The sequence below is a fragment of the Vibrio fortis genome, assembly GCF_024347475.1.
In the GTDB taxonomy this organism is placed as follows: domain Bacteria; phylum Pseudomonadota; class Gammaproteobacteria; order Enterobacterales; family Vibrionaceae; genus Vibrio; species Vibrio fortis.
On the sequence record NZ_AP025488.1, the window covers coordinates 132170 to 153797 of the forward strand.

Below are 21628 nucleotides of genomic sequence, written 5' to 3' on the forward strand. Positions count from 1 at the left end.
GCAGAACCCTTTTCTTAAATAGAGCTACGATATTCGCTCGGGGTTCTGCCTGTACGGTTTTTAAATACTCGGCAGAAGTAGTTCACGTCTTTAAAGCCGCAGCGAACCGACACTTCATTGAGCTTAAAGTTATACTTCTTAAGCATGAACTTGGCGCGGTCAACTCGCACACGAGTGATGTACTCAGCCAACGTCATATGACCTTGTTGGCGGAACATTCGAGACAAGTGATTGGATGAAATGCTAAAACGAGAGGCGATGCCGTCTCGGGTAATTTGGCGATGGAAGTTCTCTTGGATGTAGATACAAATACCCTGATACACATCTTGCACTCGACTGTGAGACTTCTCGACCGGAGCATCTAACATCGTCTTACTGTATTGCAGCAGCGCTTGCAGCAACAGCTCGTCCATCGGCTGCTTGTTATTCTCGCGCGCTAACGAGCTCAGCGCCTCTAGAATGTTATCAATCGCAAATCCAGATCGAGTCTGAAGGCTGTGCTTTTGAATATCGTAAAAGCTCTCTTCACCTTTACGTTTTCTCACCAAGCTCAAGCCGAGTTGACGACGCCCAAACAGCATACTTAACACTGAGCAATCAGTATCCCAGTTCGGCTTGTTCCAACAGTTAGGCGGAATAAAAATCGCATCCCCCGCTTTAGCGACAACGTTGGTGATCTTACGATCATGACTCTCCATTTCATTTATATACTCACCGTCGAGCACCAGCTCTAAGCGCGGAAAGTTCACCTGATAACTGAATGCTGAAGGCGTGTGAAAATCTCCCGCAAACCAGATGTTATGAAATGGCTCTCGCTCATTTAATACCGACGAAATTAGGTCATGAAATATCATTGTTTCGAACTCTTATAGGCAGCAATACGGCTACAACAATAGGTATACTCCTTAGTGAAACAGAGTGCTATTGAGCAAAATCACAATTTGAGATCTAGGTTACAAAAATCCAGTCGTGGAAATAAATTTCCAGTCTCACACCCAATTTCGAACATCAATTTCTCGTTAGCCAAATTCCCCTAAACCCTTACCAATAAAAGCCTCAACACCCAGCGAAAGGTGTCAACACGCCTCTAAAACCACCCCACTAACCGATCAAAATCACACTCCATTTAGAAGGCAACAATCATCCAGTAAATGCGTTTTTTCTTCACTACAGAAGGCGATTAATCAATTTCAGAATACCCCTAACAAAATAAAAAAGAGTAGGGGTCCATTATGATCACGACATTGATCAATCAAGATTTGATAAAGCTTTCACTAAGCGCTAATTCCAAAGAAGACGTATTTAAAGAGCTAATAGAGGTGCTTTACGCACAAGGTAGAATCTCAGACAAAGCACAGTTCCTTGCCGACATAAAGGCTCGTGAAGAGCAAGGCAATACTGGGTTTGAAGAAGGCATCGCCCTACCACACGCGAAGAGCAGCGCGGTAATCAAACCCGCTGTGGTGATCGGCGTACACAAACAAGGCATCGACTACGGCGCCGATGACGGTCAACCTTCAAAACTGTTCTTTATGATTGCCTCTCCCGATGGCGGCGACAATCACCACATCGAAGTATTGGCCGAGCTCTCTTCAAAACTGATTGAAGAAGACTTCATTGAGAACTTCATGAATGCCGATTCTGAGCAAACCGCATTGGAGCTGTTACTGACTAAACCAGCGCCAGTTCCAACTGAAGAAACGACAGAAAAACAAGGCTTCATAATTGGTGTGACGGGTTGCCCAGCTGGCGTGGCACACACCTATTTGGCAGCAGAGGCATTAGAGAAAGGCGCAGCAGCACTTGGCTACGACGTTAAGGTTGAAACTAATGGCTCTATCGGCGTTAAAAACAGCCCTACTCAAGAAGAAATAGAACGTGCCGACGCGATTGTAGTGGCTTGTGACAAGCAAGTCGACATGGCGCGCTTTGCTGGTAAACGCGTTATCTGCACCAACGTAAAAGCGCCAATCAAAGACGCGCAAGGTTTGATTAAACAAGCACTCAACGCAACCAGTTACCAAGCAGAGCAAGCTCCAACTAACCAATCCGTTGCGGAGAAAGCCTCACAAGCACGCTCCGACCTTTACCGTTACTTGATGAATGGCGTATCACACATGATCCCATTCGTAGTGACGGGCGGCCTTTTGATTGCCTTAGCTCTGGCGATTGGTGGTGAGCCAAGTGAATCTGGCATGGCGATCCCTGCTGGCAGCATGTGGAACCAAATTTTAGAAGTTGGCGTGGTTGCCTTCACCCTGATGATCCCAATCTTGGCTGGCTACATTGCTTACGCGATTGCTGACCGCCCTGCTCTAACCCCTGGCTTAATCGGTGGTTGGATTGCCAACAATGGTTCTTTCTATGGTGCTGACGCAGGTACAGGCTTCATTGGCGCAATCATCGCAGGTCTATTAGTGGGTTACTTCGTTAAGTGGATTACCTCGTTCAACTACCACAAATTCGTTCAACCACTTGTGCCTATCATGATCGCTCCGATCACTGGCTCTCTATTCATCGCAGGTCTGTTCATCTTCGTCATTGGCGCGCCTATCGCGGGACTTATGGATGCGCTTACAGCCCTACTGACGAGCATGAGCACAGGCAACGTGGTTCTGCTTGGCATCGTACTGGGTGGCATGGCTGGCTTCGATATGGGTGGCCCATTCAACAAGGTGGCGTTCCTATTTTCGGTTGGCATGATTGCCAGCGGTCAAACTCAGTTCATGGGCGCAATGGCGTGTGCAATCCCTGTCGCTCCACTAGGTATGGCTATCGCAACCAGACTTGGCCGTAAGTTTGACCTGTTCGAATCTTCTGAAATCGAAGCAGGCAAAGCAGCAGGCGCGATGGGCTTAGTGGGTATCTCTGAAGGTGCGATTCCTTTCGCCGCTCAAGACCCAATGTCAGTTATCCCTGCCAACGTACTTGGTTCAATGACTGCGGCGGTTATGGCGTTCTCATTCGGCATCACCAACAGCGTTGCTCACGGTGGTCCAGTAGTCGCTCTACTTGGCGCAATGAACTACCCACTGCTAGCACTCGTGTGCATGGCGACTGGTGCGGGCGTAACTGCGGTTACTTGTATCGCGCTTAAAAATCTACGCAAAGCCAAGCTAACAACAGCCACGGCTTAAGCCATTTCAACTCCAATGGCTTGAGCCCCCTCTACTCTTACGTTTCATTAAGTCGAGTACAGCTCAAGCCATGTCTCCCTTCATGGTGATTTCGATGTCTGATTTTTCTCTAGCGAACGATTCGTTCGTACAACGTTTTTTCTACCCTATGACCAACGTGATTCAAAACTATGCATGGGGTAGCCCTTCTTCGTTCAGCCAGCTGTTTGGTATTGATAACCAATCTGGTGAGCCACAAGCAGAGATCTGGATGGGCGCTCACCCGAATGGTTGCTCAATGGTCAACGACAACGGGCAGCAGACCACATTGTCGAGCTTAATCTCTAAGAACCTAAACCTGTTTTTAAGCGAGAAAGTCGCGAGTCGCTTTGGTGAATTACCATACCTTTTCAAAGTATTAGCTGCTGAAAAAGCACTCTCTGTTCAAGTGCACCCAAACAAACAACAAGCCGAATCTGGATACGCTCTTGAAGAGCAACAAGGCATTCCGATGACAGCGGGCAACCGCAACTACAAAGATCCCAACCACAAGCCAGAATTGGTGTATGCCCTAACCGACTACACGGCGATGAATGGCTTTAGATCGATCAGCGAGATCCTTGAGCACTTTCATTACCTCGATATTCCTGAGCTACATTCGATGGTTAACGATCTCGCAGGCGACCAAACTCCCAATGGCTTAGCCTGCTTCTTTGCAAGCTTGTTGTCTTTGGAAGGCGAGCAAAAAGGCATGGCGTTGACCATGCTGTTGATGAAGGCCAAGCTTTCAGATAAACGTGTATTCCAACTGATTTCAGAGCTTGAAGCTCAATACCCGGGTGACGTTGGCTTGTTCGCTCCGCTGCTATTAAATGTGATTACCCTAAAGCCGGGGCAAGCCATGTATCTAGATGCCGAAACGCCTCACGCTTACATCAAGGGCACAGGCCTAGAAATCATGGCGAACTCCGATAATGTACTGCGTGCTGGGTTAACGCCTAAACATATGGACGTGAATGAACTGGTTTCTTGTACTCGATTCAATGAAAAACCCGCAGACCGATTACTGCTCAACCCGATTGAACAAGGTGATGTGATGGAATACGAAATTCCAGTCGAGGATTTTAAGTTCTCTATTGTGCAAAACTCACATCAACGCAAGATCACTACCGAAGGCGCAGAGATCCTATTACCACTCGACGAATCTATGGTGCTCACTCACCAATGCGGCGAAACCTGTGTGATAGAGAAAGGCCAGTCAGTGTTTATCCCGGCTTATGCTGAGAGTTACAAGCTGGACTGCGTTGGCCGAGTAGCACGCGCTTACAGCTAGCTTTCCAAAACTCACAACACACTCTCTTCATGCCCTGCTTTTGTAGGGCATTTTTGTTTCTATAGCTTTTGTGTTCCCAGAGCTTTTTTGTCCCTACAGCTCTTTTATTCCTACAGAAAGTTATTTCAACACCGAAATACACCATCAAATATGACCCTTCTCACACTGGATGAATGATGCAAATCACACTTAATTTTGCTTGGTACAAATGTGCAGTGAAGGGCTTTTATTTGCTATTTCGCGAATCAGGTTAATCCATTAATTTTAATTCAAGAACTTCAATAGTGAATGAGTTAATAAATGATCACACAACTAACTAACGTCAACTTAATTAATAACAACCTTCAAGCGAATAATAAAAAAGAACTGTTTGAAGAATTGGCAGGCATGTTATTTGAGAATAACCGAATCAACAGTAAGGAAGCCTTCTTGGCTGACATTGAAATTCGTGAATCTCAAAGCATCACCTCAATGGACGGTATCGCTTACCCACACTCGAAAAGCAAGGCAGTAACAGAGCCTGCGATTGCTGTGGGTGTAAAGCGCGAAGGCATTGAGTATGAAGATGAAGACGGCATTAATCCAACCGTTTTTTTTATGATTGCCTCACCAGACAACGGTGCTGACCATCATATTTATGTACTACAAGAACTATTTGGAAAATTCAGTGATGAGTTTATCCAAAATATCCATAACGCAAAAGATGAACATCAAATCCTTAATATTTTAATTAATTCATAAGGCGTAGAAAATTATGAGTACCCTAGCAAACCAAGCTACGAATACTAGCAATAAAAATAGTAGTAGCGACTATAAAAAACTCCTTAGTACCATGAAAGGTCACCTGCTTTTCGGCACATCTCACATGCTACCTTTCATCGTAGCCGGTGGTGTTCTGTTGGCGTTGGCGGTAATGGCATCGGGTAAAGGTGCAGTTCCAGCAGATGGCTTGCTGGCAGACATCTCCAACATCGGTATCAAGGGCCTTGTTCTTTTCCCAATCATTCTTGGCGGCTTTATTGGTTACTCAATTGCAGATAAACCAGCACTAGCACCAGCGATGATCTCTTCTGGCATCATGGCAGATATGGGCGGCGGCTTCCTTGGTTGTATCGTGGCTGGCTTCATCGCAGGTGGCGTGGTGCTTCAACTTAAGAAGATCCCGCTTTCTACCAACATGACCGCGCTAGGTGCATACTTCATCTACCCGCTTGTTGGTACGCTAATCTCTGCAGGTATCGTACTGTGGGGCATCGGTGAGCCAATCAAAGTGTTCATGGCTTCCATGAATGAGTTCCTAGCGTCAATGGCGGGGGCATCTAAGATGGTTCTTGGCACAATCCTTGGTGGTATGACGGCATTCGATATGGGCGGTCCAATCAACAAAGTGGCAACCCTATTCGCTCAAACTCAAGTAGACACACAACCATGGTTAATGGGCGGCGTAGGCATCGCGATTTGTACACCACCTCTAGGTATGGCACTGGCGACGTTCCTGTTCAAAAACAAGTTCTCTAAACAAGAGCAAGAGGCAGGTAAAGCAGCGGCAATCATGGGCTCTATCGGTATCTCTGAAGGTGCTATCCCATTCGCAGCGAACGACCCAATGCGTGTGCTTCCTTCAATCGTTGCCGGTGGTATTGTTGGCTGTGTGTTCGGCTTCATGACAGACATCCTACTTCACGCACCGTGGGGCGGTCTAATCACAGCACCTGTATCAAGTAACATTCCAATGTACGTAGTCGGTATCGCACTAGGCTCACTAACCACAGCGGTTATCGTTGGCTTCTGGAAACCAGTAGTCGTTGAAACAGAAGAGGACACAGTTGAAGCTGCGCCAGTTCAGGCTCAAACAGCACCTGTAGCAGGCGAAGGCGAGTACGACATCGTAGCAGTAACATGTTGCCCTTCTGGTGTTGCACACACCTTTATGGCAGCCAAAGCACTAGAGAAAGCCGGTGCAGCAGCAGGCCTGAAAATCAAGGTAGAAACACAAGGTCAAAACGGCATTCAAAACCGCATCACCGACCTAGATGTAGCAAACGCGAAACTGGTTATCTTAGCTCACGATATTCAAGTGAAAGACGCTCACCGCTTTGCCAATGCAAACGTGATTGAGTGTTCAACTAAAGAAGCGATGAAGAAAGCCGCAACACTGGTCGTCGCATAACCCAACGTCAAGTTAGCTCCTAACTCTAGAGCCCTACCCCTAAGGGCTCTATTTTTTCTTCTCTATGAGCTCGTTACATGCTCTTCAGTCCCCACTTCTCAGCGGTTTGCTTGAAGAAACCTTGCGTCTTTTTCAATTCAACCCAGTGGTTAATGTAATTAATCCAAACCTGATCATCTTGTGGTAGTAGCATCGCAATTGGAGTTGGTTTACGTGGCTCTTTCACCGGAACTATCGCGAGTTGTTTAAACTTCTCTACTAAGGTTGCAGCCTCTACGTTTGAAGTCACGGAGACATCAGCGCGGCGAGCTAAAAGCTCTTGGAAATCCCGTGCCGGCGCTTCAATCACGATGTGTTGTGCCGATGGGAAGAAGTCCTTCACCATTTTTTCTTGTACTGTGCCAAGCGTGGCGGCAACTTTGATTTCTGCTTTGTCAAAGTCACTCCAGTCGGAGAACTTCCCTAGGTCTTTCTTTTGCACGACAGGGACGAAAGCCAGATAGAAATAGGGTTGGCTGTACCCAGCGACTTTTGCTCGAGACATGTTGAGCGATGCGCTGCCAGTCACGTCGTATTTGTTAGCTGTGATGCCATTCACCAAGGTTTTCCAGTCTGTTGCGACGTATTCCACTTTAACGCCTAGGTCCTTAGCCAGCTCAGTCGTGACATCGATATCAAAGCCTCGGTAGCTATTGGTCGCTGGATCCTTCATTGTCATTGGGTTCCAGTCCCCCGTTGTACCAACGCGAAGAACTCCGGCATCCAGTATCTCCTGTAAACGACTTTGTGCATGTGCAATTTGTGTAAAAGCAAGTAAGCACATTCCTAATGCAATTAAGCTTTTCTTCATTTTTTATTCCTTCAAAGAATGCTGATTTCTAAGTGATGAGATATTCTTCTTAATTATTAACCATTAAACAGATTTGGTTGTTAACATAGCAATAACAAATGGAGTTTTTGGGAGTAAATGTGAACTATCGTCACTTATCGCTAGTTTCTCTGCTGTTTCTGACAGGATGTTCAGACTACCAATGGGGATGGTATGTACTCGACCCGTCAACGGAGCAGGGGCGAACTAACATTCAGTTTTTGGTAGCTGGTTTTAGCGAGACTATTCAGGTTTCGTTGCTAAGCATGTTTTTTGCTATGGCTCTGGGTCTATTGGTCGCCTTTCCAGCGCTTTCCAGTTCTCCAATACTCAGGGGGATTAATCGACTTTACGTAGAGGTGATGCGTTCTATCCCTGTATTGGTATTGCTATTGTGGGTGTATTACGGAATGCCGACATTACTCGATGTCTCTTTGAACCACTTCTGGGCAGGGGTAATCGCATTGACCATTGCCGAGAGCGCCTTTATGGCAGAAGTGTTCCGTGGGGGGATTCAAGCGATTAATCGTGGCCAACATGAAGCGGCCGAGTCCTTGGGATTGACCTATTGGCAAAAAATGCGATTGGTTATCCTACCGCAAGCATTCCGTCAGATACTGCCGCCATTGGGTAACCAGTTTGTTTATATCCTCAAAATGAGCTCGCTGGTAAGTGTGATTGGTTTGAGTGATCTAACAAGGCGAGCAAATGAGCTAGTGGTGAACGAGTATTTGCCTTTAGAGATCTATACCTTTCTGGTTTTGGAGTACCTTGTTCTTATTTTGGTGGTATCGCAGGCGGTTCGTTGGCTAGAAAAAAGGATTGCGATTCCGAGCCATTAAATGGTTCTGACCCTCAAGAGCGTTTAGCTATCTCCAACAAAAAAGCCTCGAGCACAAACCCAAACTCCTGTTGATACTCCCCCTAAAGAAATCCCCACTCATCTGAGCGGGGATTTCTTTATTTCGACTCTTCGACACTTCAAGTTATTCAATCAGTGCTTCTTCTGTCTCTAGGTCAAACAGGTGACACCGTGAGGTATTGAAATGAAGCAATGTCTCTTGTCCGCTTTCCGCTGTGCGGTTGGCATCAAAAGGCACTCTTGCGACCATTTTGTCATGGCCAAGTTGGAAGTAGAGATACAGCTCATTACCCATAGACTCAACCACGCCTAGGCGGTGGTTCTGAGTGTTTACTTCTGACAGGGGCGCATCATGATTCGCAAGACTGATGTGCTCAGGACGCACTCCAAACCATACCCATTCACCTTGCTTGGTTCGTGCAACGGCTTGTTTATCTTGAGGTAGTTCCCAACGAACACCGCTCTCTGACAAGACATTCATCACGCCATCAATCTCATCAATACGAGCTTTGATGATGTTCATCGCTGGTGAGCCGATAAAACCTGCAACAAATTTGTTTGCAGGGTGATGATAGAGATTCATTGGTGTATCCACCTGCATGATCTCACCTTGATTCAACACGCAGATGCGATCACCCAGCGTCATCGCCTCAACCTGATCGTGGGTCACGTAGATCATGGTCGCGTTCTGCCCTTCCTGCTTTAGGTTGTCATGCAGCTGAGCAATACTCACACGAGTTGAAACACGCAGCTTAGCGTCCAGATTAGAGAGAGGCTCATCAAACAAGAACACATCCGGCTTGCGCACCATAGCACGGCCAAGCGCCACACGTTGGCGTTGACCACCTGACATTTCACCCGGCTTGTTATTTAACAAATGTTCTATATCGAGCGTCTTTACCGCTTCAGAAATACGCTCATCAATCTCGTGCTTGGGCAGTTTTTGCTGCTTTAATCCAAAGGCCATGTTGTCGTAAACCGACATGTGCGGATAGAGCGCGTAGTTTTGAAATACCATTGAGATACCGCGATCTTTAGGAGGAAGATCGTTAACTCGCTTATCGCCAATGTAAACATCGCCCTCAGATATGTCTTCAAGACCAGCAATCATTCGTAAAGTGGTCGACTTAGCGCAGCCAGATGGCCCAACAAACACCATAAACTCGCCCTCGCGGATATTAAGATCCACGCCATGCACAGCTTTAAAGCCATTTGGGTAAGTTTTCTCGACGCCGCGTAGTGTGACTTCAGCCATAACCTGTCCTTAAATCAATTCGTTAAATTCTTGAGGGTCGAAGTGGGCAACCGAGCCAATCACCAGATCAGCCATAGGTTCTAATTCACTGTGTGCCGCCGTCCCCGTCAGCACGCCAACATTTTTTGCGCCCGCATTGCGACCAAATTCCATGTCTGAAACCGTGTCACCAAACATGATCACTTCATGTGGCTCTACCCCGCACTGATCACAGAAGGCATTCAGTAATGCAGGAGCAGGCTTAGGCTCAATATCGCCATCAGAATAACCCACGTAATCGAACAACTGACTCAAACCAGACTGCTCTAGCGTATAAAGGGTAGAATCTTTGGTGTCTGCGGTGGCTACACCCAAGTACATGCCTTGTTGCTTTAAAGAGATCAGCTTCTCAGGCACACCGGGCAGAGCTTCGACCCAATGTGGATTCTCTTCCACTTGGTTGTTGAAAGCGGTCTTTGTCACTTTGGTGAATTCGACTAGCGAGGTATTCGGCTTTAACATGTTGAACCATGCAATCGCCGTATCTTCCACTGGATTCGAGGCCAGTAGTCCATAGTTATCAACCACATCGCCCTCAACTCCGATAGCCAAGAGTAACTCAGCAGTCGTGACAGTTTGATTACCTTGATGGTTATCACTGAAGGCTTTAACTTGCTCACTTGCACCACGCGAAACGTTGAGCCACATTTTGTGGAATTCCAATAGGGTGCCGTCTTTATCAAACAATAGTGCTTTATACTTCATCACTATTTACTCGCTCCATAAGTTCACCCCAAGTGTCGACAAGAGGTTGGTTAAATTGTGGTTGTGTGCCATCAAAGACGGCGTTAATACAGCCTTCAAACTCACCGTTTTGTTGCGATTCTGAGCCGTATTGAGACCTTGTTCCGTATTGAGAAGATGAACCGCGTCGAATATCGATACGACACCAGTGATAGCCAGCTTCAACAGAAAGGCTTTGCTTTTCATCGGTGAGATCGATTCTTTCGATGACTTGTCCATCCACCACGCACTCGGCGTAATAGTCATGTTCCGTGTCGCGAACAGATAATCGATAGGTCAGCGCTTGGCCTTTGCTGTCTTCGCCTGGCAGAAGATCTCCGAGGTTGATGTCAAATTTCAGACCACAGCGACGCTCTATGTATACCTGTCCATTGCGTAGACCTGCCAGAATCCCTTCACCACTCAAGCCGTGGCTATACACGAAGGTTGAAGGGTCACCATAGATGGAAGGTTCGGTGGCTTTTGGATTGCGCTCGTGAGGTTCTAAGTGTGAATCGCTGCCACCAATCGCGGTAATGCGCTGGCCGCAATTCCACATTTCATTGAGTACCATTAAGGCATCTTCGGTCGCTTTTGGTGAAGTAGACCACGTCGGGTCACAGCACACTTCAAAGGTTGAAACTTGGCTCAATAACACTTCATCATAGTGCCAATGCCACGGTTTCATCATTGGGTGGTTAATGCCAAGGGAACTGTGTCTACTTTTGGCAAGCTTTAACCCGGCCTCCATAGTGGCTCGACTTGTATGCTCAATCTCTCTTAGATCCAAAGAGTGACTTGGGCCATGAACATTAAAATGTCCGAGGTCGGTCGTTACCTCTAGAGCAGGTAAGAACAGACACTGACTTGAAACAGGCAGTTTAGGTTGGCAAATATTGTGCTCAGTAATGAAGAAGAAATCTAAGCCTTGAGATTCGACAATCTCTTTCGCCGCAGCCAATGTGTTGTGGCCATCAGAGAGCTGAGTATGGGCATGCAGATCGCCACGATACCAACGCGACTCTGCGTTCAGCATCTGGCTGTAATCAAACTCGATATCGTGATCACTTGTCACCGTTGGGTTCAGTTCTAACTCAACATCGCTATTAACTAACTCTTCAGAACAAAGCACATCGACTTGATACTGCATCGCACGCTCGGTGCGAAACTCACCTTCCAGGTTATAAAATTCTAAGAACCACTCGCCCGATGGAATCGCGCCATCAATCACGCCTAGCCCTGAGTTTTGCGGTTGGATAGTGAGTGACTTGTGCACCTTTTCAAACAGCACTTTGCCACGAAATGCTTGGTTGGCATCATACGCCGCGGCGTACAAGAATCCTTTTTTCACCGTTGTGCCGGTAATCGTTACGCTGTGAGAACCTGCTGGCACATCAAAGGGAATACGTACTCTGCCAAACGGCAGCTCACCTTGAAATTGGGTCATTGTCTTCACCAAGTTCGTCCTAATTGAAGGACTGGGTCAAAAGAGGCCCACCCGAATAGATGGGCCTTTATGCATGCAAAGATAGTTTTAACCACTTTACAGATTAAGAACGATTCGCTCGGTCTAGTGCACGTTGTGCTTTCTTAGCCGCTTGTTTTAGCGCTTTTTCTGCTGGCACGTTTTGAATTTGGATTTGATCCGCAGCTACCTTCAGCGCATCCATGATCTTACCGTTGGTAGGGTCTAGGAAGTCTTTAGTCGCAGTGTTCGCTTGCTTCAAAGGAATCAGAGCTTGTGGGTTATCCTGAGTAAATGCTTGGTACTCTGGCACCTCAGATACGCTGTTACGTACTGGGATGTAACCGGTGAACATTGACCAAGCTGCGGTGTTTTTCGCGTTGGTGTAGAACTCAACAAACTCAAATGCACCTTTTGCCGCTTTGTCGTCTGTGCCTTTTGGCATCACGTACACCAGCGCACCCGCTTGTGGTGCTGATGGGTGGTTGCCCCAACCCGGTTGAGTAGTCGCTGCAAGCTTAGTGAAGTCCAAGTCACCTTGGTCACCAGAAGAACCTGTGTAGCCAAGCGCGTTGTCTTTCATCACGTCATCAATAGTCTTGTACCAGTATTCCCAGCCTTGACCGCCGTAGTGAATGCGCATGATTTGATCATCGTGAATCCATTGACGGAAGCTGTCCCATACCTCAACCCACTCTGGAGAGTCGATCAGCACTTTCTTACCGTCATCACTGATGATCTTGGCACCGTTTGAGAATGCCGCATCGATCATGTTGTCTTGACCCCACATCGGCTCCCAACCATAGAAAGTGGTGTTGCCTTTGTCGTCACGCTGCGTCACTTTCTCAGCAACCTTTGCCACACCTTGCCATGTCGCCAGATCTTGCTCAGTAAAGCCGTGTTCAGCCAGCACTTGCTTGTTGTAGTAGAACACTTGAGTTGTACCGTAAGCGGGCAAACCAATCACAGTGCCATCGTCTGCTGTCACTTGATCTTTGAACGCACCGATGAAGTCAGAGAAGTTAAACTCTTCATCCATGAATGGCGTTAGGTCACGGCTCAATCCACGTCCGTGCATCGCTTCTGCACGACCTGAGTCAAGAAGAACCAGTTCAGGAGCCGTTCGAGACGCCAATCCTGCTTGCAGCTTTTGGTAGGTTTCCGTGTAGTTACCTTGTAGAGCTGGCTTAACAACGTACTCATCTTGGCTCGCATTGAACTCTTCAATAAGCTTGGTCATCATTTGTTGAGGCTTAGTACCACCGGAATACCAGAAGTTAACCTCTGTTGCTGCAAGAACACTGCTAGAGAACATAGAAGCGCTTGCTGCGCCAGCACACACTAGTGCGAGAGTTTTTAGTTTCATTTCCGTTTACTCTTTTACGCCGTTATCGGCGATACCTGAAAGAACCGTCTTTTGACAGATGACGAATAGAATCAACAAAGGCATTACAGCAATGGTGCTCGCCGCCATGATCTGCGACCAGTTCAAACCGTAGTTGCCTTCAGCGATAAAGTAGTGACGAATACCAGTCGCAATCAGGTTCAATTCCTGAGTGGTAATAACCAGACTCGGCCACATGTAACTGTTGTAGTTGGTGATAAAGGTGATAAGAAATAGTGTTGCTACTGCCGCTCGACACTGCGGTAGCACTATCGCCCAAAGAATTTTTAGCTCGCCTGCGCCATCGATACGCGCCGCTTCAACCAAGGATGGATGTACCTTGATAAACACTTGGCGCAGATAGAACACGCCAAATACCGAGGCTGCGTTAGAAGCAATCAAACCCATGTGAGAATCCAAAAGTCCTAGCTTTGCCAACGTGATGTAAGAAGGAATGTAAGTCACAGCACCCGGCAGCATGTAACACCCCATCACCACAAAGTAGAGCAAAGTTTTAGAGCGAAACTTCAACTGAGTCAGTGCGTAAGCAAACATCGCCGAATTGATGATCACCAATAACGTGGTGAACAGAGCCACACTGAAGCTATTGAAGATGTACAAACCAAAAGGCGCGCTCTGGAAAGTATCGATGAATGTCTCCCAACGAAACTGCGAAGGGATTAGATCCAATGGGTTGGCAAAGATCTCATCATTGCTTTTCAACGAGCCCGATAGCATCCACAAGAATGGGAATACCATGATGGTGCCGCATACCATCAAGAACAGATGCTTACTCAACGTAGCAAGAGACTGTGCATTAACTCGATTTGCAGACGCAGTGCTCGATTGTTGTTTCTCAGTGTTTATTGCCTGAGAAGAACGCTGCGCTCTAGCAGTGCTACTTTTTAGTGGCCTTGTTGCGCGAATCACCGGATTCGCATCTAATGTTTGCGTGGTCATGATGTTGTCCTTTTCAAATCCGGTTTAGTAGTACACCCAGCGTTTGCCCATATAGGTATTGAGCAGCGCGAGCAGGCCTGTGATGAGGAAGATCACCAAAGAAGTCGCTGCAGCTGGCCCCATTTCATAGCGCTCAAACGCTTGTTGATAGAAGAGGTAAAGCAAGGTGCGTGTCTCGCCGCCCGGCCCACCTTGGGTTAAGATCTGGAACTGATCGAACGCCTGCATCGCCGTAATAATGTTGACCACCACCAAGAAGAACGTGGTTGGCGAGATAAGCGGTAAGGTGATTTTTAAAAAGCGCGTTAGGCTGCTACAACCATCAATCAAAGACGCCTCATATAGCGACTCAGGGATCTTGTTGAGCGCGCTAATGTAAAACAGCATTGTCCAACCAATCGCCTGCCATACCGTTACAATAATCACCGCCACTAGCGCAGTATTTCCGCTCTCTAACCATGGAATCGCGTTAAAGCCCATCGACTGTAAAAGATGGTTCGCTAGGCCTGATTTGGTCTCAAAGACCCAAGACCAAACTATCGACACCGCGACCGTTGGCGTGATCCAAGGGGAGAAAATCACCGCGCGGTAAAACTGGCTGCCCTTGAAGTTTTTGTGCAGCAGCATGGCGAACACAAGGCCTAATAAAATGGTTGGCACCACTACACCAAGCGAGAACCAGAAGGTGTTCATCGCCGCTTGCAGAAACTCAAAGTCTTCCACCATGTATTGGTAATTTTCGAGCCCGACAAAGTCGTAATCTGGCGAAATGTAATCCCAATCGGTGAAGCTGATGTAAATGGAATAGCCAAAAGGCACTAACCAAAAAGTAAACAGTGGAACTAACAGTGGCGCGGTAAACAGCAGCACTTTCAGTCGATTTGTTATGTGTTGTGAGAAAGCACTCATGGTGACCTCGTCCTTGTTTGTATGTGCTTAAACTAAGCGTTTTATGTGACAGGTTAGTAAGAGCGCCCCTCATATTTTTTATGGCCACTCATAAGAAAACCTTTTACTCAGGCTCTGCACTTTCTATTTGGTGATAGAGCCAGTCACAGAAGAAATTCACCTTGGCACTGCGGCTATGTTTGGTGATTAGGTAGTGGGCAGATTCAGCAGGCATAAGGGCGTCACTGGCGAGCACCACCTCCCCTTTCTTGAGCAATTCAGTAACCGCCAATGACCTAACCAGCAGTACACCAACACCCTGCTTGACCGCCTCTAATGCGTGTAATGAGTTACTGATTTCAAGCTGAACTTGTGGCAGTGACATCTCAAACTGGTTATGGCTAAGCCACTGCAGCCAGTTCTCTCGGTAGCCTTTTACTTGCACTGTCGGCAATGAAGCAAAGTCTCGTGCATCGAGCTGTTCTTGGTATTGAGCTTTAAAATCAGGGCTACAAACCAGTTGCCAATGTTCTTGGAAAAGACGTTCGAAATGGGTGTCTTCGCTCTCGACTTTGCCGTTGGTCAGTTCGATATCAACGTTCTGGCAAGGCGTAGTCGACGGCCAGTCCACCAGCTGAATGTCTAAGCGAATAAAGGGGTATTTTTGATAAAAAGAAGCGAGGCGAGGCAGTAGCCAGTTGTGGCAGAACGTGTGATTGACGCGCAGGCTCAATACATCGGTCTCTTTCTCACCAAATAAGATTTGCGTTTGCAGTTTTAGGTGAGCCAGTGAACCGGAAACAATCGGTTGATACTGCTGCGCAGCCGAGGTTAACTTAACGCCCTTTGAACTGCGCTCAAACAGTGTGGTATCGAAAAAAGTCTCTAGGCTTTTGAGTTGTTGGCTTACCGCTGCTTGAGTAACACACAACTCGCGCGCCGCCGCACCAATTGAGCCAAGGCGGGCAACTGCTTCGAATGCTACAAGGGCGCGTAGAGGGGGTAACATGGCTTCACCTAATTGAAATAAAAGTGAAAATTACTTCAATCAGGTTTCAGTTTTTTGCAGTTAGCGTTACAGATTAATGACGAAGGGACGATGATCATAGAATTATGATCACCGTCCCTTTTCTAGTAACAGTGTGTTTGTGTGTTATTCAAACGAGCACGAACTTACTGCTTAATGTAGAGATCTTTCGAGTAAATGCGCCCTTCTACATTATTCTTGGCAAAACCACCTACCGTAGGACGTACTAAACGGGCTTGCATGTAGTAGTAGATTGGAGCAATTGGCATATCGACCGCTAGTGACTGCTCGGCTTGATCATAGAAGGTTTGACGTTCTTGCTCGGTGGTAGCCGATAACGCACTCTCCATCGCTTTATCGTAGGCTTCACTGCTGTAGCGTGCAAAGTTACCCGATGAGCCAGAACGCAGCAGGCTTAGGAACGTAGAGGCTTCGTTGTAGTCACCACACCAAGAGGCGCGCATCACATCAAAGTCACCCTGCCTACGAGACACCAAGTAAGATTTCCACTCTTGGTTTTCTAACTCCACTTTGGCACCCAAATTATTTTTCAGCATCGAAGCAATCGCCACCGCAATCGACTTGTTTGACTCACTGGTGTTGTAGAGTAACTTGAAATCCAATGGGTTAGACGCATCATATCCTGCCTCTTTCAGCAGTTGTTGTGCTTTCTCATCACGCTGTTTTTGCGTCCACTGGCTGTATTCCGGCTGAGTGGCATCAAAACCTGCTGTGTACTCATGAGCAAAGGTGTAGGCAGGCAGATTCCCTACCTGTGTGACACCATTTGTGACAACATCACGCATGATCGAATAGGAGACAGCCTGACGAACTCGCACGTCATCAAACGGGGCACGCGTGGTATTAAACGCATAGTAATAAGTACACAGCAGAGGAACTGCGGTATAAGCTTGCTGGTACTCTTTCTGTAGTTTTTGTGCCATATGTGTTGGCACATCGGAAGTGATGTCGACCTCACCTACCGCATAGCGATTAATCGATGCATTCTGGTTTTCAAACGGAATGTATGTAACCTGATTTAGGTGCGTATCATCGCTATCCCAGTAATTAGGGTTCTTCTTCAATTCCACACGCTCATTGACCACCCATTCGTCCAAAACGAAAGCACCGTTACCCACAAACTGCTTTGGATCGCTCCAAGGTTTATCACTGCTTTCTAGATTGGCCTTGTCAACAGGCATCATAGAAGTGTGGCCCGTCATCGCCACAAAATAAGGGACTTTACTATCAAGTTCGAAGCGAAGCGTGTGTTTATCAACAGCGGTCACACCTAATGCATCAAGCGGCTTTTTACCTTCTGCAACATCGGCAATATTATTAATTTTGGTGAGCTTTAAGTACCACACGTTTGGTGATGCGGTTTTAGGATCCACAGCACGTCTTAACGCATACACAAAATCGTCTGCCGTAACTGGGTCGCCATTCGACCACTTGGCATCTTTGCGCAGATGGAACACAAAGGTTTTGTTGTCCTCAGTTTCCCAAGACTCAGCAACGCCCGGAGTAATATTGCCATCACGATCTTGAATCACTAAACCTTCGAACAAGTCTCGTAAGATGTGCATTTCTGGCAAGCCTTCCGCTTTGGCAGGGTCAAGCGTTGCTGCCTCGGCATCATTAGCACGAACTAAGTGCTGTTCTTTCGCTAGAGTGGTTCCTGCAGGCAGAGTATCTGCGGCGGCTGTTACTGATATGAAAGGGGTCAATAAAGATGATACGAGTAAAGCCGTTGAATGTTTCTTAAAATCCATATGTATTTGCTCTCCTAGCCTATCTTTGAAGCAGAGTAATAAAATTAACAATGCGACGGTTGACGAGTTTTGATAGTTGTATTTATCTAATAATTAATACTTGATAGTACTTGATCAATCAGGAGATTAAGGTGAGTTTAATTCCAAGAACGGAAAGAGCTGCGTTTTCAATGAAGCCGCTGACATATGGACGTTCGGTATTGGGAGCGCCCTTGCTCTATTTCCCTACACAAATAGAAAGCGACACTCGCGGGCTAATTTTAGCAGGCACTCACGGCGATGAAACCGCTTCTATCGCAGGCTTATCTTGCGCGTTAAGAAGTTTGCCAGCTGCCAACCTAAGGCACGACGTGATCTTGTCGATGAACCCAGACGGTAATCAACTAGGCACTCGCACCAATGCCAATCAAGTAGACCTAAACCGCGCCTTCCCGACTCAAAATTGGAAAGAAGATGGCACTGTGTATCGTTGGAGTTCAAACACTCCGGTTAGAGATGTAAAGGTAAGCACTGGGCAGCCAGATCAACTTGAGCCAGAAGTCCAATCGCTGATAAGCCTCATCGAAAAGCGTAATCCCAAGTTCGTGATCTCTTTCCATGAACCACTCGCCCTCATTGACGACCCAGCCCAATCACAACTCGCCTCTTGGTTAGGCAAGCAATTCAACCTGCCAGTTGTCGAAGATGTCGATTACGAAACACCAGGCTCATTCGGCAAATGGTGTGAAGAAAGAAACCTGCCATGTATTACGGTGGAACTACCACCCGTGTCGGCGGATTTCGCTATTGAAGAGTATTTGGATGCGTTTTTGGCGGTGTTGGGGTTTGAGGGAAGTTAGTGCACTCATTATTAGACAGAAGCGCGTTAGAGTTTGAGGTCTGACGCGCACGCTATAGATAAGGATAAGTATCTTGAAACCTTAAATGCTCGTAAGTGAATTACTACTTAATTGCGCCTAACTGGGATGCTATTTCACTTGCTGTTGGAGCCGTTACAGCAAAATATAAACTTACAGCACCGACAATAAAGCTAACAATAGTGAGCAAATAAGCTGTATTTGTTTGTTTGCGAGTTTTCTTTTGCTCTTCTTGGAGCTCTTGATACTTAGTAAGGATATTCGTGATTGGGGTCAGGATATGTTTATCCGACTCTTCACCCGACTTGAAAGCAAGCTCAGTTACCCTAAGTAAAGAAGGTTTAACCTCATCGGGCATAGTATCAAAAGGTTCTTCTTTTTCAATTTCGGACACTAAACCCCTTAATTTCTCAAATTCCTCAGGGGTTTTAATATCTTTGTAGACTCGATATAGAGCCGCACGCGAATTTTGCGCTGACAAATTGTGAGCTCTTCCAATAACAACGATGTCTTTACTACTAAGGTCAAAACCAGCTTCTACTTTCGACTTAAGATCTGCCTGCAACTCAGTAATACGGTGATCTCTTGAGCGTTTCATCCAAAATGCAAATATCAACATCCCACCAACTAACACGGCGTATAAAGCGTATACACCAAACTTTAAACTATCTGACATTGTATGTTTATCCTCCTATTCACATAATGCCAAGCTAAGCTATGAGTGCGCGTGTGCCATGATGGAGCGAAATCGGCACGCGTTCACGAATCAGACTTAAGCGCCTTGTTATATTTATTACCCAAAACTAAACGCTTCGCTAAGTTGCGTAACGATGTGGTCATAACTCAGGGCATTACTTATTAGCTTTGCAGCAGAATCTTTGGCACCTGTACCTATTACTGAGATAAGTTGTTCACCAAGAGTATTTTTACTGTCAACAGACTTCGGAACTGATTTCATTAAATGCAACCCCTTGAGAGAAAGTGTCAGGGACGCTCTATGGTCTATGTGATTCTGCAGTGTTCCGATCACGTATCCACTATCAATTAGCCAGCGAATTGAATCACAGAAGAATTTTAGGTCTTCCGAAGTTAACTCCGTAGAATCTCGCCAAATACCATCAACGTACTCACCTTGGTCTTTACAATCGAAGAAATCATAAACACTTACAGGCTTTCTAACTGGGAATGATTTATATAGCTCAGCAAATACATGCGCTACTACACGATCAAACTTTTCTATATTATCTGGCATTCATGCTCCCTTACAATATAACGCCTGCAATAAGGTGTGCCTCACTGAACCAACAAAGCGCACCGAGCCTCCTACCAAAACCGCCGAGTGTAACGCATCATCTTGATTGCTTTGTTAGCACTCTTGACCACATAGACTAAAAATCATGGAAGCACATGGTAATCACAGCAGAGAGAATTAGGATCCAGCCAGAGGCTAATCTAAGCTTATCCTTTTGTTCATAGATAAATGAGTTTAAATATCTAACTGGCCCAAACCCACTTACACTTCGACTCTCAACGCCCTTAACAAACTCAAGCATGAAAGCCTGAGAAGCTGACTTACTCACTCGTTGGTAGCAGACCGCCATAAGTATCAACTTAAAAACTATCCCAATATACGTATATATTTCAGCCTTAACCTCTAGTTCTAAAAGTGTTGGGATTATCAGGCCTAAGCCGATACCCGCTGTAACACTTGCGATTAAATGCCCAAGATATGATGTTGCATTTAAAATCAATCTTAGAAAGCTGCATAACCGCACAAGTGATTTACAAGACAACATAATGAGACCGTAGAGAATAGCTGTCGAGAACAACGCTATTGCACCGCCGGTATTTTGTAAATTTTCATCGATGCCATCAAATAAAATCAGGTCTATTGTTTCCGGTGATATAATAATCAACAAACCAAAAACTAAAGAAAACAAGGCCGGAGCCTTCATTGTATTGATAATCGATCCGAGAGCATAAGCTAGGCTTTGTTCGCCAAATTTAGGCGAATCACTCTTAAATGGAGCTGAGAAATCACTCGCAAAGTTGCAGCTAGCTTTCCAAAGCATTTCATTTTTTTCACACACTCAAGTTACCTTTTGTTTGTTTTTCAATGAATTATATAAGACCATTTGTTTGATTCATATATTCGATTACTGACATTCTTTATAATAGACAGTCTCGTTTTTCTGCACGCCTAGCTTTCGATTAATTTATCATAAGCTACTAAAAATCAAAAAAAACACATCAAAATACATACTCGATCTTCACATAAAAACGTGTCCGCGCGTTGTCCAACATTTGAAAATCACAACCCTATTAATGAACAGTGCCTTATGGAGCTTTCTATCGACAAAGCAGGAATAAACACTCACCACTTTCCATGCTGAAACAACATTCAAACTTCATAAACTGTGTAGGTATACAAAAAAGGAAGTGGAGGTGGTAAGCAAATCAATTATAAACTTGATATTAAGCTTTGTTGGGAAAACTCACACACCTAGATTCTGTAGAATATTCAATTCAACTAACAGTGGGACAAAACCAGTTAACCGTTCTAATGACTCACCGAGCTAGAAAACAAGTTGATGATCGCCACGCCAGCCAAAATCAAGGTGATACCGATGACTGCGTAGATATCAAGTTTTTGCCCGTAGACAAGCCAAGATAAGGCTGCAACGAGTACGATGCCCGCACCACACCAAATTGCGTATGCGACACCAAGTGACATGGTCTGTACCGTGAGTGATAGTAGATAGAAAGCACAGCCGTAACCAACCAGCACTGCAATTGAAGTCGGTATTGACGTGAATTGATTGGTCTTTGGAAGTAGCGAAGTCGCGATGACTTCAAGGACAATGGCGAGTGAAAGCATCACTGGTGGTGGGAGAGATAAGAGCATATTT

Annotated in this window: 20 protein-coding genes; 6 read left to right on the forward strand and 14 right to left on the reverse strand. The window is 46.1% G+C overall.

The window, feature by feature from the left end; all coding sequences use genetic code 11:
• Positions 1 to 14: 14 nt before the first annotated feature.
• Entirely contained in the window at positions 15 to 854 is an 840-nt protein-coding gene (locus tag OCV50_RS15195; RefSeq protein WP_261904765.1) for a helix-turn-helix transcriptional regulator, read from the reverse strand.
• A gap of 378 nt (positions 855 to 1232) precedes the next feature.
• Here OCV50_RS15195 and OCV50_RS15200 point away from each other — a divergent pair, with 378 nt between their 5' ends.
• The 4 genes from OCV50_RS15200 to OCV50_RS15215 all read left to right on the forward strand — a co-directional run bounded on the left by OCV50_RS15200 (position 1233) and on the right by OCV50_RS15215 (position 6619).
• On the forward strand, positions 1233 to 3137 hold the full coding sequence (locus tag OCV50_RS15200) for a PTS fructose transporter subunit IIABC (protein ID WP_261904766.1): 1905 nt from the start codon (positions 1233 to 1235) through the stop codon (positions 3135 to 3137).
• Between the two features lie 94 nt (positions 3138 to 3231).
• Positions 3232 to 4449: a mannose-6-phosphate isomerase, class I gene (gene manA, locus OCV50_RS15205; RefSeq protein WP_261904767.1), complete on the forward strand. Its 1218-nt coding sequence runs from the start codon at positions 3232 to 3234 to the stop codon at positions 4447 to 4449.
• A 300-nt stretch (positions 4450 to 4749) separates the two neighbouring features.
• Positions 4750 to 5190: a PTS sugar transporter subunit IIA gene (locus tag OCV50_RS15210; protein ID WP_261904768.1), complete on the forward strand. Its 441-nt coding sequence runs from the start codon at positions 4750 to 4752 to the stop codon at positions 5188 to 5190.
• A 13-nt stretch (positions 5191 to 5203) separates the two neighbouring features.
• On the forward strand, positions 5204 to 6619 hold the full coding sequence (locus OCV50_RS15215) for a fructose-specific PTS transporter subunit EIIC (RefSeq protein WP_261904769.1): 1416 nt from the start codon (positions 5204 to 5206) through the stop codon (positions 6617 to 6619).
• A gap of 73 nt (positions 6620 to 6692) precedes the next feature.
• Here OCV50_RS15215 and OCV50_RS15220 read toward each other — a convergent pair whose 3' ends face one another.
• On the reverse strand, positions 6693 to 7469 hold the full coding sequence (locus OCV50_RS15220) for a transporter substrate-binding domain-containing protein (protein ID WP_123305867.1): 777 nt from the start codon (positions 7467 to 7469) through the stop codon (positions 6693 to 6695).
• A gap of 119 nt (positions 7470 to 7588) precedes the next feature.
• Here OCV50_RS15220 and OCV50_RS15225 point away from each other — a divergent pair, with 119 nt between their 5' ends.
• Entirely contained in the window at positions 7589 to 8329 is a 741-nt protein-coding gene (locus OCV50_RS15225; protein ID WP_152470178.1) for an amino acid ABC transporter permease, read from the forward strand.
• A gap of 144 nt (positions 8330 to 8473) precedes the next feature.
• On the opposite strand, the gene OCV50_RS15230 is transcribed toward OCV50_RS15225, so the two are convergent.
• The 8 genes from OCV50_RS15230 to OCV50_RS15265 all read right to left on the reverse strand — a co-directional run bounded on the left by OCV50_RS15230 (position 8474) and on the right by OCV50_RS15265 (position 17862).
• Positions 8474 to 9604, reverse strand: a complete 1131-nt coding sequence (locus tag OCV50_RS15230) for an ABC transporter ATP-binding protein (RefSeq protein WP_261904770.1) — start codon at positions 9602 to 9604, stop codon at positions 8474 to 8476.
• A 9-nt stretch (positions 9605 to 9613) separates the two neighbouring features.
• Entirely contained in the window at positions 9614 to 10348 is a 735-nt protein-coding gene (locus OCV50_RS15235) for an HAD family hydrolase (protein ID WP_261905213.1), read from the reverse strand.
• Complete coding sequence (locus tag OCV50_RS15240; protein ID WP_261904771.1) at positions 10338 to 11813, reverse strand: CehA/McbA family metallohydrolase; 1476 nt, start codon at positions 11811 to 11813, stop codon at positions 10338 to 10340. The genes OCV50_RS15235 and OCV50_RS15240 overlap by 11 nt, the downstream gene beginning before the upstream one ends.
• 103 nt (positions 11814 to 11916) lie before the next feature.
• Positions 11917 to 13197 (reverse strand): extracellular solute-binding protein, encoded by a 1281-nt coding sequence (locus OCV50_RS15245; RefSeq protein WP_032553472.1) that lies wholly within the window; start codon positions 13195 to 13197, stop codon positions 11917 to 11919.
• A 6-nt stretch (positions 13198 to 13203) separates the two neighbouring features.
• Entirely contained in the window at positions 13204 to 14175 is a 972-nt protein-coding gene (locus tag OCV50_RS15250; protein ID WP_261904772.1) for a carbohydrate ABC transporter permease, read from the reverse strand.
• A 24-nt stretch (positions 14176 to 14199) separates the two neighbouring features.
• The gene (locus OCV50_RS15255) at positions 14200 to 15084 is read right to left on the reverse strand and encodes a carbohydrate ABC transporter permease (protein ID WP_261904773.1); all 885 of its coding nucleotides are present in this window, start codon (positions 15082 to 15084) and stop codon (positions 14200 to 14202) included.
• Between the two features lie 103 nt (positions 15085 to 15187).
• Positions 15188 to 16072 (reverse strand): LysR substrate-binding domain-containing protein, encoded by an 885-nt coding sequence (locus OCV50_RS15260; protein ID WP_239839217.1) that lies wholly within the window; start codon positions 16070 to 16072, stop codon positions 15188 to 15190.
• Positions 16073 to 16236: 164 nt separating this feature from the next.
• Positions 16237 to 17862, reverse strand: a complete 1626-nt coding sequence (locus tag OCV50_RS15265) for an ABC transporter substrate-binding protein (RefSeq protein WP_261904774.1) — start codon at positions 17860 to 17862, stop codon at positions 16237 to 16239.
• Positions 17863 to 17993: 131 nt separating this feature from the next.
• Here OCV50_RS15265 and mpaA point away from each other — a divergent pair, with 131 nt between their 5' ends.
• Positions 17994 to 18701: a murein tripeptide amidase MpaA gene (mpaA, locus tag OCV50_RS15270; RefSeq protein ID WP_261904775.1), complete on the forward strand. Its 708-nt coding sequence runs from the start codon at positions 17994 to 17996 to the stop codon at positions 18699 to 18701.
• A 103-nt stretch (positions 18702 to 18804) separates the two neighbouring features.
• On the opposite strand, the gene OCV50_RS15275 is transcribed toward mpaA, so the two are convergent.
• The 4 genes from OCV50_RS15275 to OCV50_RS15290 all read right to left on the reverse strand — a co-directional run bounded on the left by OCV50_RS15275 (position 18805) and on the right by OCV50_RS15290 (position 21624).
• A complete protein-coding gene (locus OCV50_RS15275) occupies positions 18805 to 19395 on the reverse strand; it encodes a hypothetical protein (RefSeq protein ID WP_261904776.1) in 591 nt (196 codons plus the stop codon).
• 117 nt (positions 19396 to 19512) lie between these two features.
• Complete coding sequence (locus tag OCV50_RS15280) at positions 19513 to 19971, reverse strand: hypothetical protein (RefSeq protein ID WP_261904777.1); 459 nt, start codon at positions 19969 to 19971, stop codon at positions 19513 to 19515.
• A 136-nt stretch (positions 19972 to 20107) separates the two neighbouring features.
• The gene (locus OCV50_RS15285) at positions 20108 to 20809 is read right to left on the reverse strand and encodes a hypothetical protein (RefSeq protein ID WP_261904778.1); all 702 of its coding nucleotides are present in this window, start codon (positions 20807 to 20809) and stop codon (positions 20108 to 20110) included.
• A gap of 470 nt (positions 20810 to 21279) precedes the next feature.
• Positions 21280 to 21624, reverse strand: a complete 345-nt coding sequence (locus OCV50_RS15290) for a DMT family transporter (RefSeq protein ID WP_261904779.1) — start codon at positions 21622 to 21624, stop codon at positions 21280 to 21282.
• Positions 21625 to 21628: the final 4 nt, after the last annotated feature.

Excerpts from the sequence above, each read along its gene's own strand:
- OCV50_RS15195 (WP_261904765.1), bottom strand. The coding sequence starts at position 854 with ATGATATTTCATGACCTAATTTCGTCGGTATTAAATGAGCGAGAGCCA.
- OCV50_RS15200 (WP_261904766.1), top strand. The coding sequence starts at position 1,233 with ATGATCACGACATTGATCAATCAAGATTTGATAAAGCTTTCACTAAGC.
- manA (WP_261904767.1), top strand. The coding sequence starts at position 3,232 with ATGTCTGATTTTTCTCTAGCGAACGATTCGTTCGTACAACGTTTTTTC.
- OCV50_RS15210 (WP_261904768.1), top strand. The coding sequence starts at position 4,750 with ATGATCACACAACTAACTAACGTCAACTTAATTAATAACAACCTTCAA.
- OCV50_RS15215 (WP_261904769.1), top strand. The coding sequence starts at position 5,204 with ATGAGTACCCTAGCAAACCAAGCTACGAATACTAGCAATAAAAATAGT.
- OCV50_RS15220 (WP_123305867.1), bottom strand. The coding sequence starts at position 7,469 with ATGAAGAAAAGCTTAATTGCATTAGGAATGTGCTTACTTGCTTTTACA.
- OCV50_RS15230 (WP_261904770.1), bottom strand. The coding sequence starts at position 9,604 with ATGGCTGAAGTCACACTACGCGGCGTCGAGAAAACTTACCCAAATGGC.
- OCV50_RS15235 (WP_261905213.1), bottom strand. The coding sequence starts at position 10,348 with ATGAAGTATAAAGCACTATTGTTTGATAAAGACGGCACCCTATTGGAA.
- OCV50_RS15240 (WP_261904771.1), bottom strand. The coding sequence starts at position 11,813 with ATGACCCAATTTCAAGGTGAGCTGCCGTTTGGCAGAGTACGTATTCCC.
- OCV50_RS15245 (WP_032553472.1), bottom strand. The coding sequence starts at position 13,197 with ATGAAACTAAAAACTCTCGCACTAGTGTGTGCTGGCGCAGCAAGCGCT.
- OCV50_RS15250 (WP_261904772.1), bottom strand. The coding sequence starts at position 14,175 with ATGACCACGCAAACATTAGATGCGAATCCGGTGATTCGCGCAACAAGG.
- OCV50_RS15255 (WP_261904773.1), bottom strand. The coding sequence starts at position 15,084 with ATGAGTGCTTTCTCACAACACATAACAAATCGACTGAAAGTGCTGCTG.
- OCV50_RS15260 (WP_239839217.1), bottom strand. The coding sequence starts at position 16,072 with ATGTTACCCCCTCTACGCGCCCTTGTAGCATTCGAAGCAGTTGCCCGC.
- OCV50_RS15265 (WP_261904774.1), bottom strand. The coding sequence starts at position 17,862 with ATGGATTTTAAGAAACATTCAACGGCTTTACTCGTATCATCTTTATTG.
- OCV50_RS15275 (WP_261904776.1), bottom strand. The coding sequence starts at position 19,395 with ATGTCAGATAGTTTAAAGTTTGGTGTATACGCTTTATACGCCGTGTTA.
- OCV50_RS15280 (WP_261904777.1), bottom strand. The coding sequence starts at position 19,971 with ATGCCAGATAATATAGAAAAGTTTGATCGTGTAGTAGCGCATGTATTT.
- OCV50_RS15290 (WP_261904779.1), bottom strand. The coding sequence starts at position 21,624 with ATGCTCTTATCTCTCCCACCACCAGTGATGCTTTCACTCGCCATTGTC.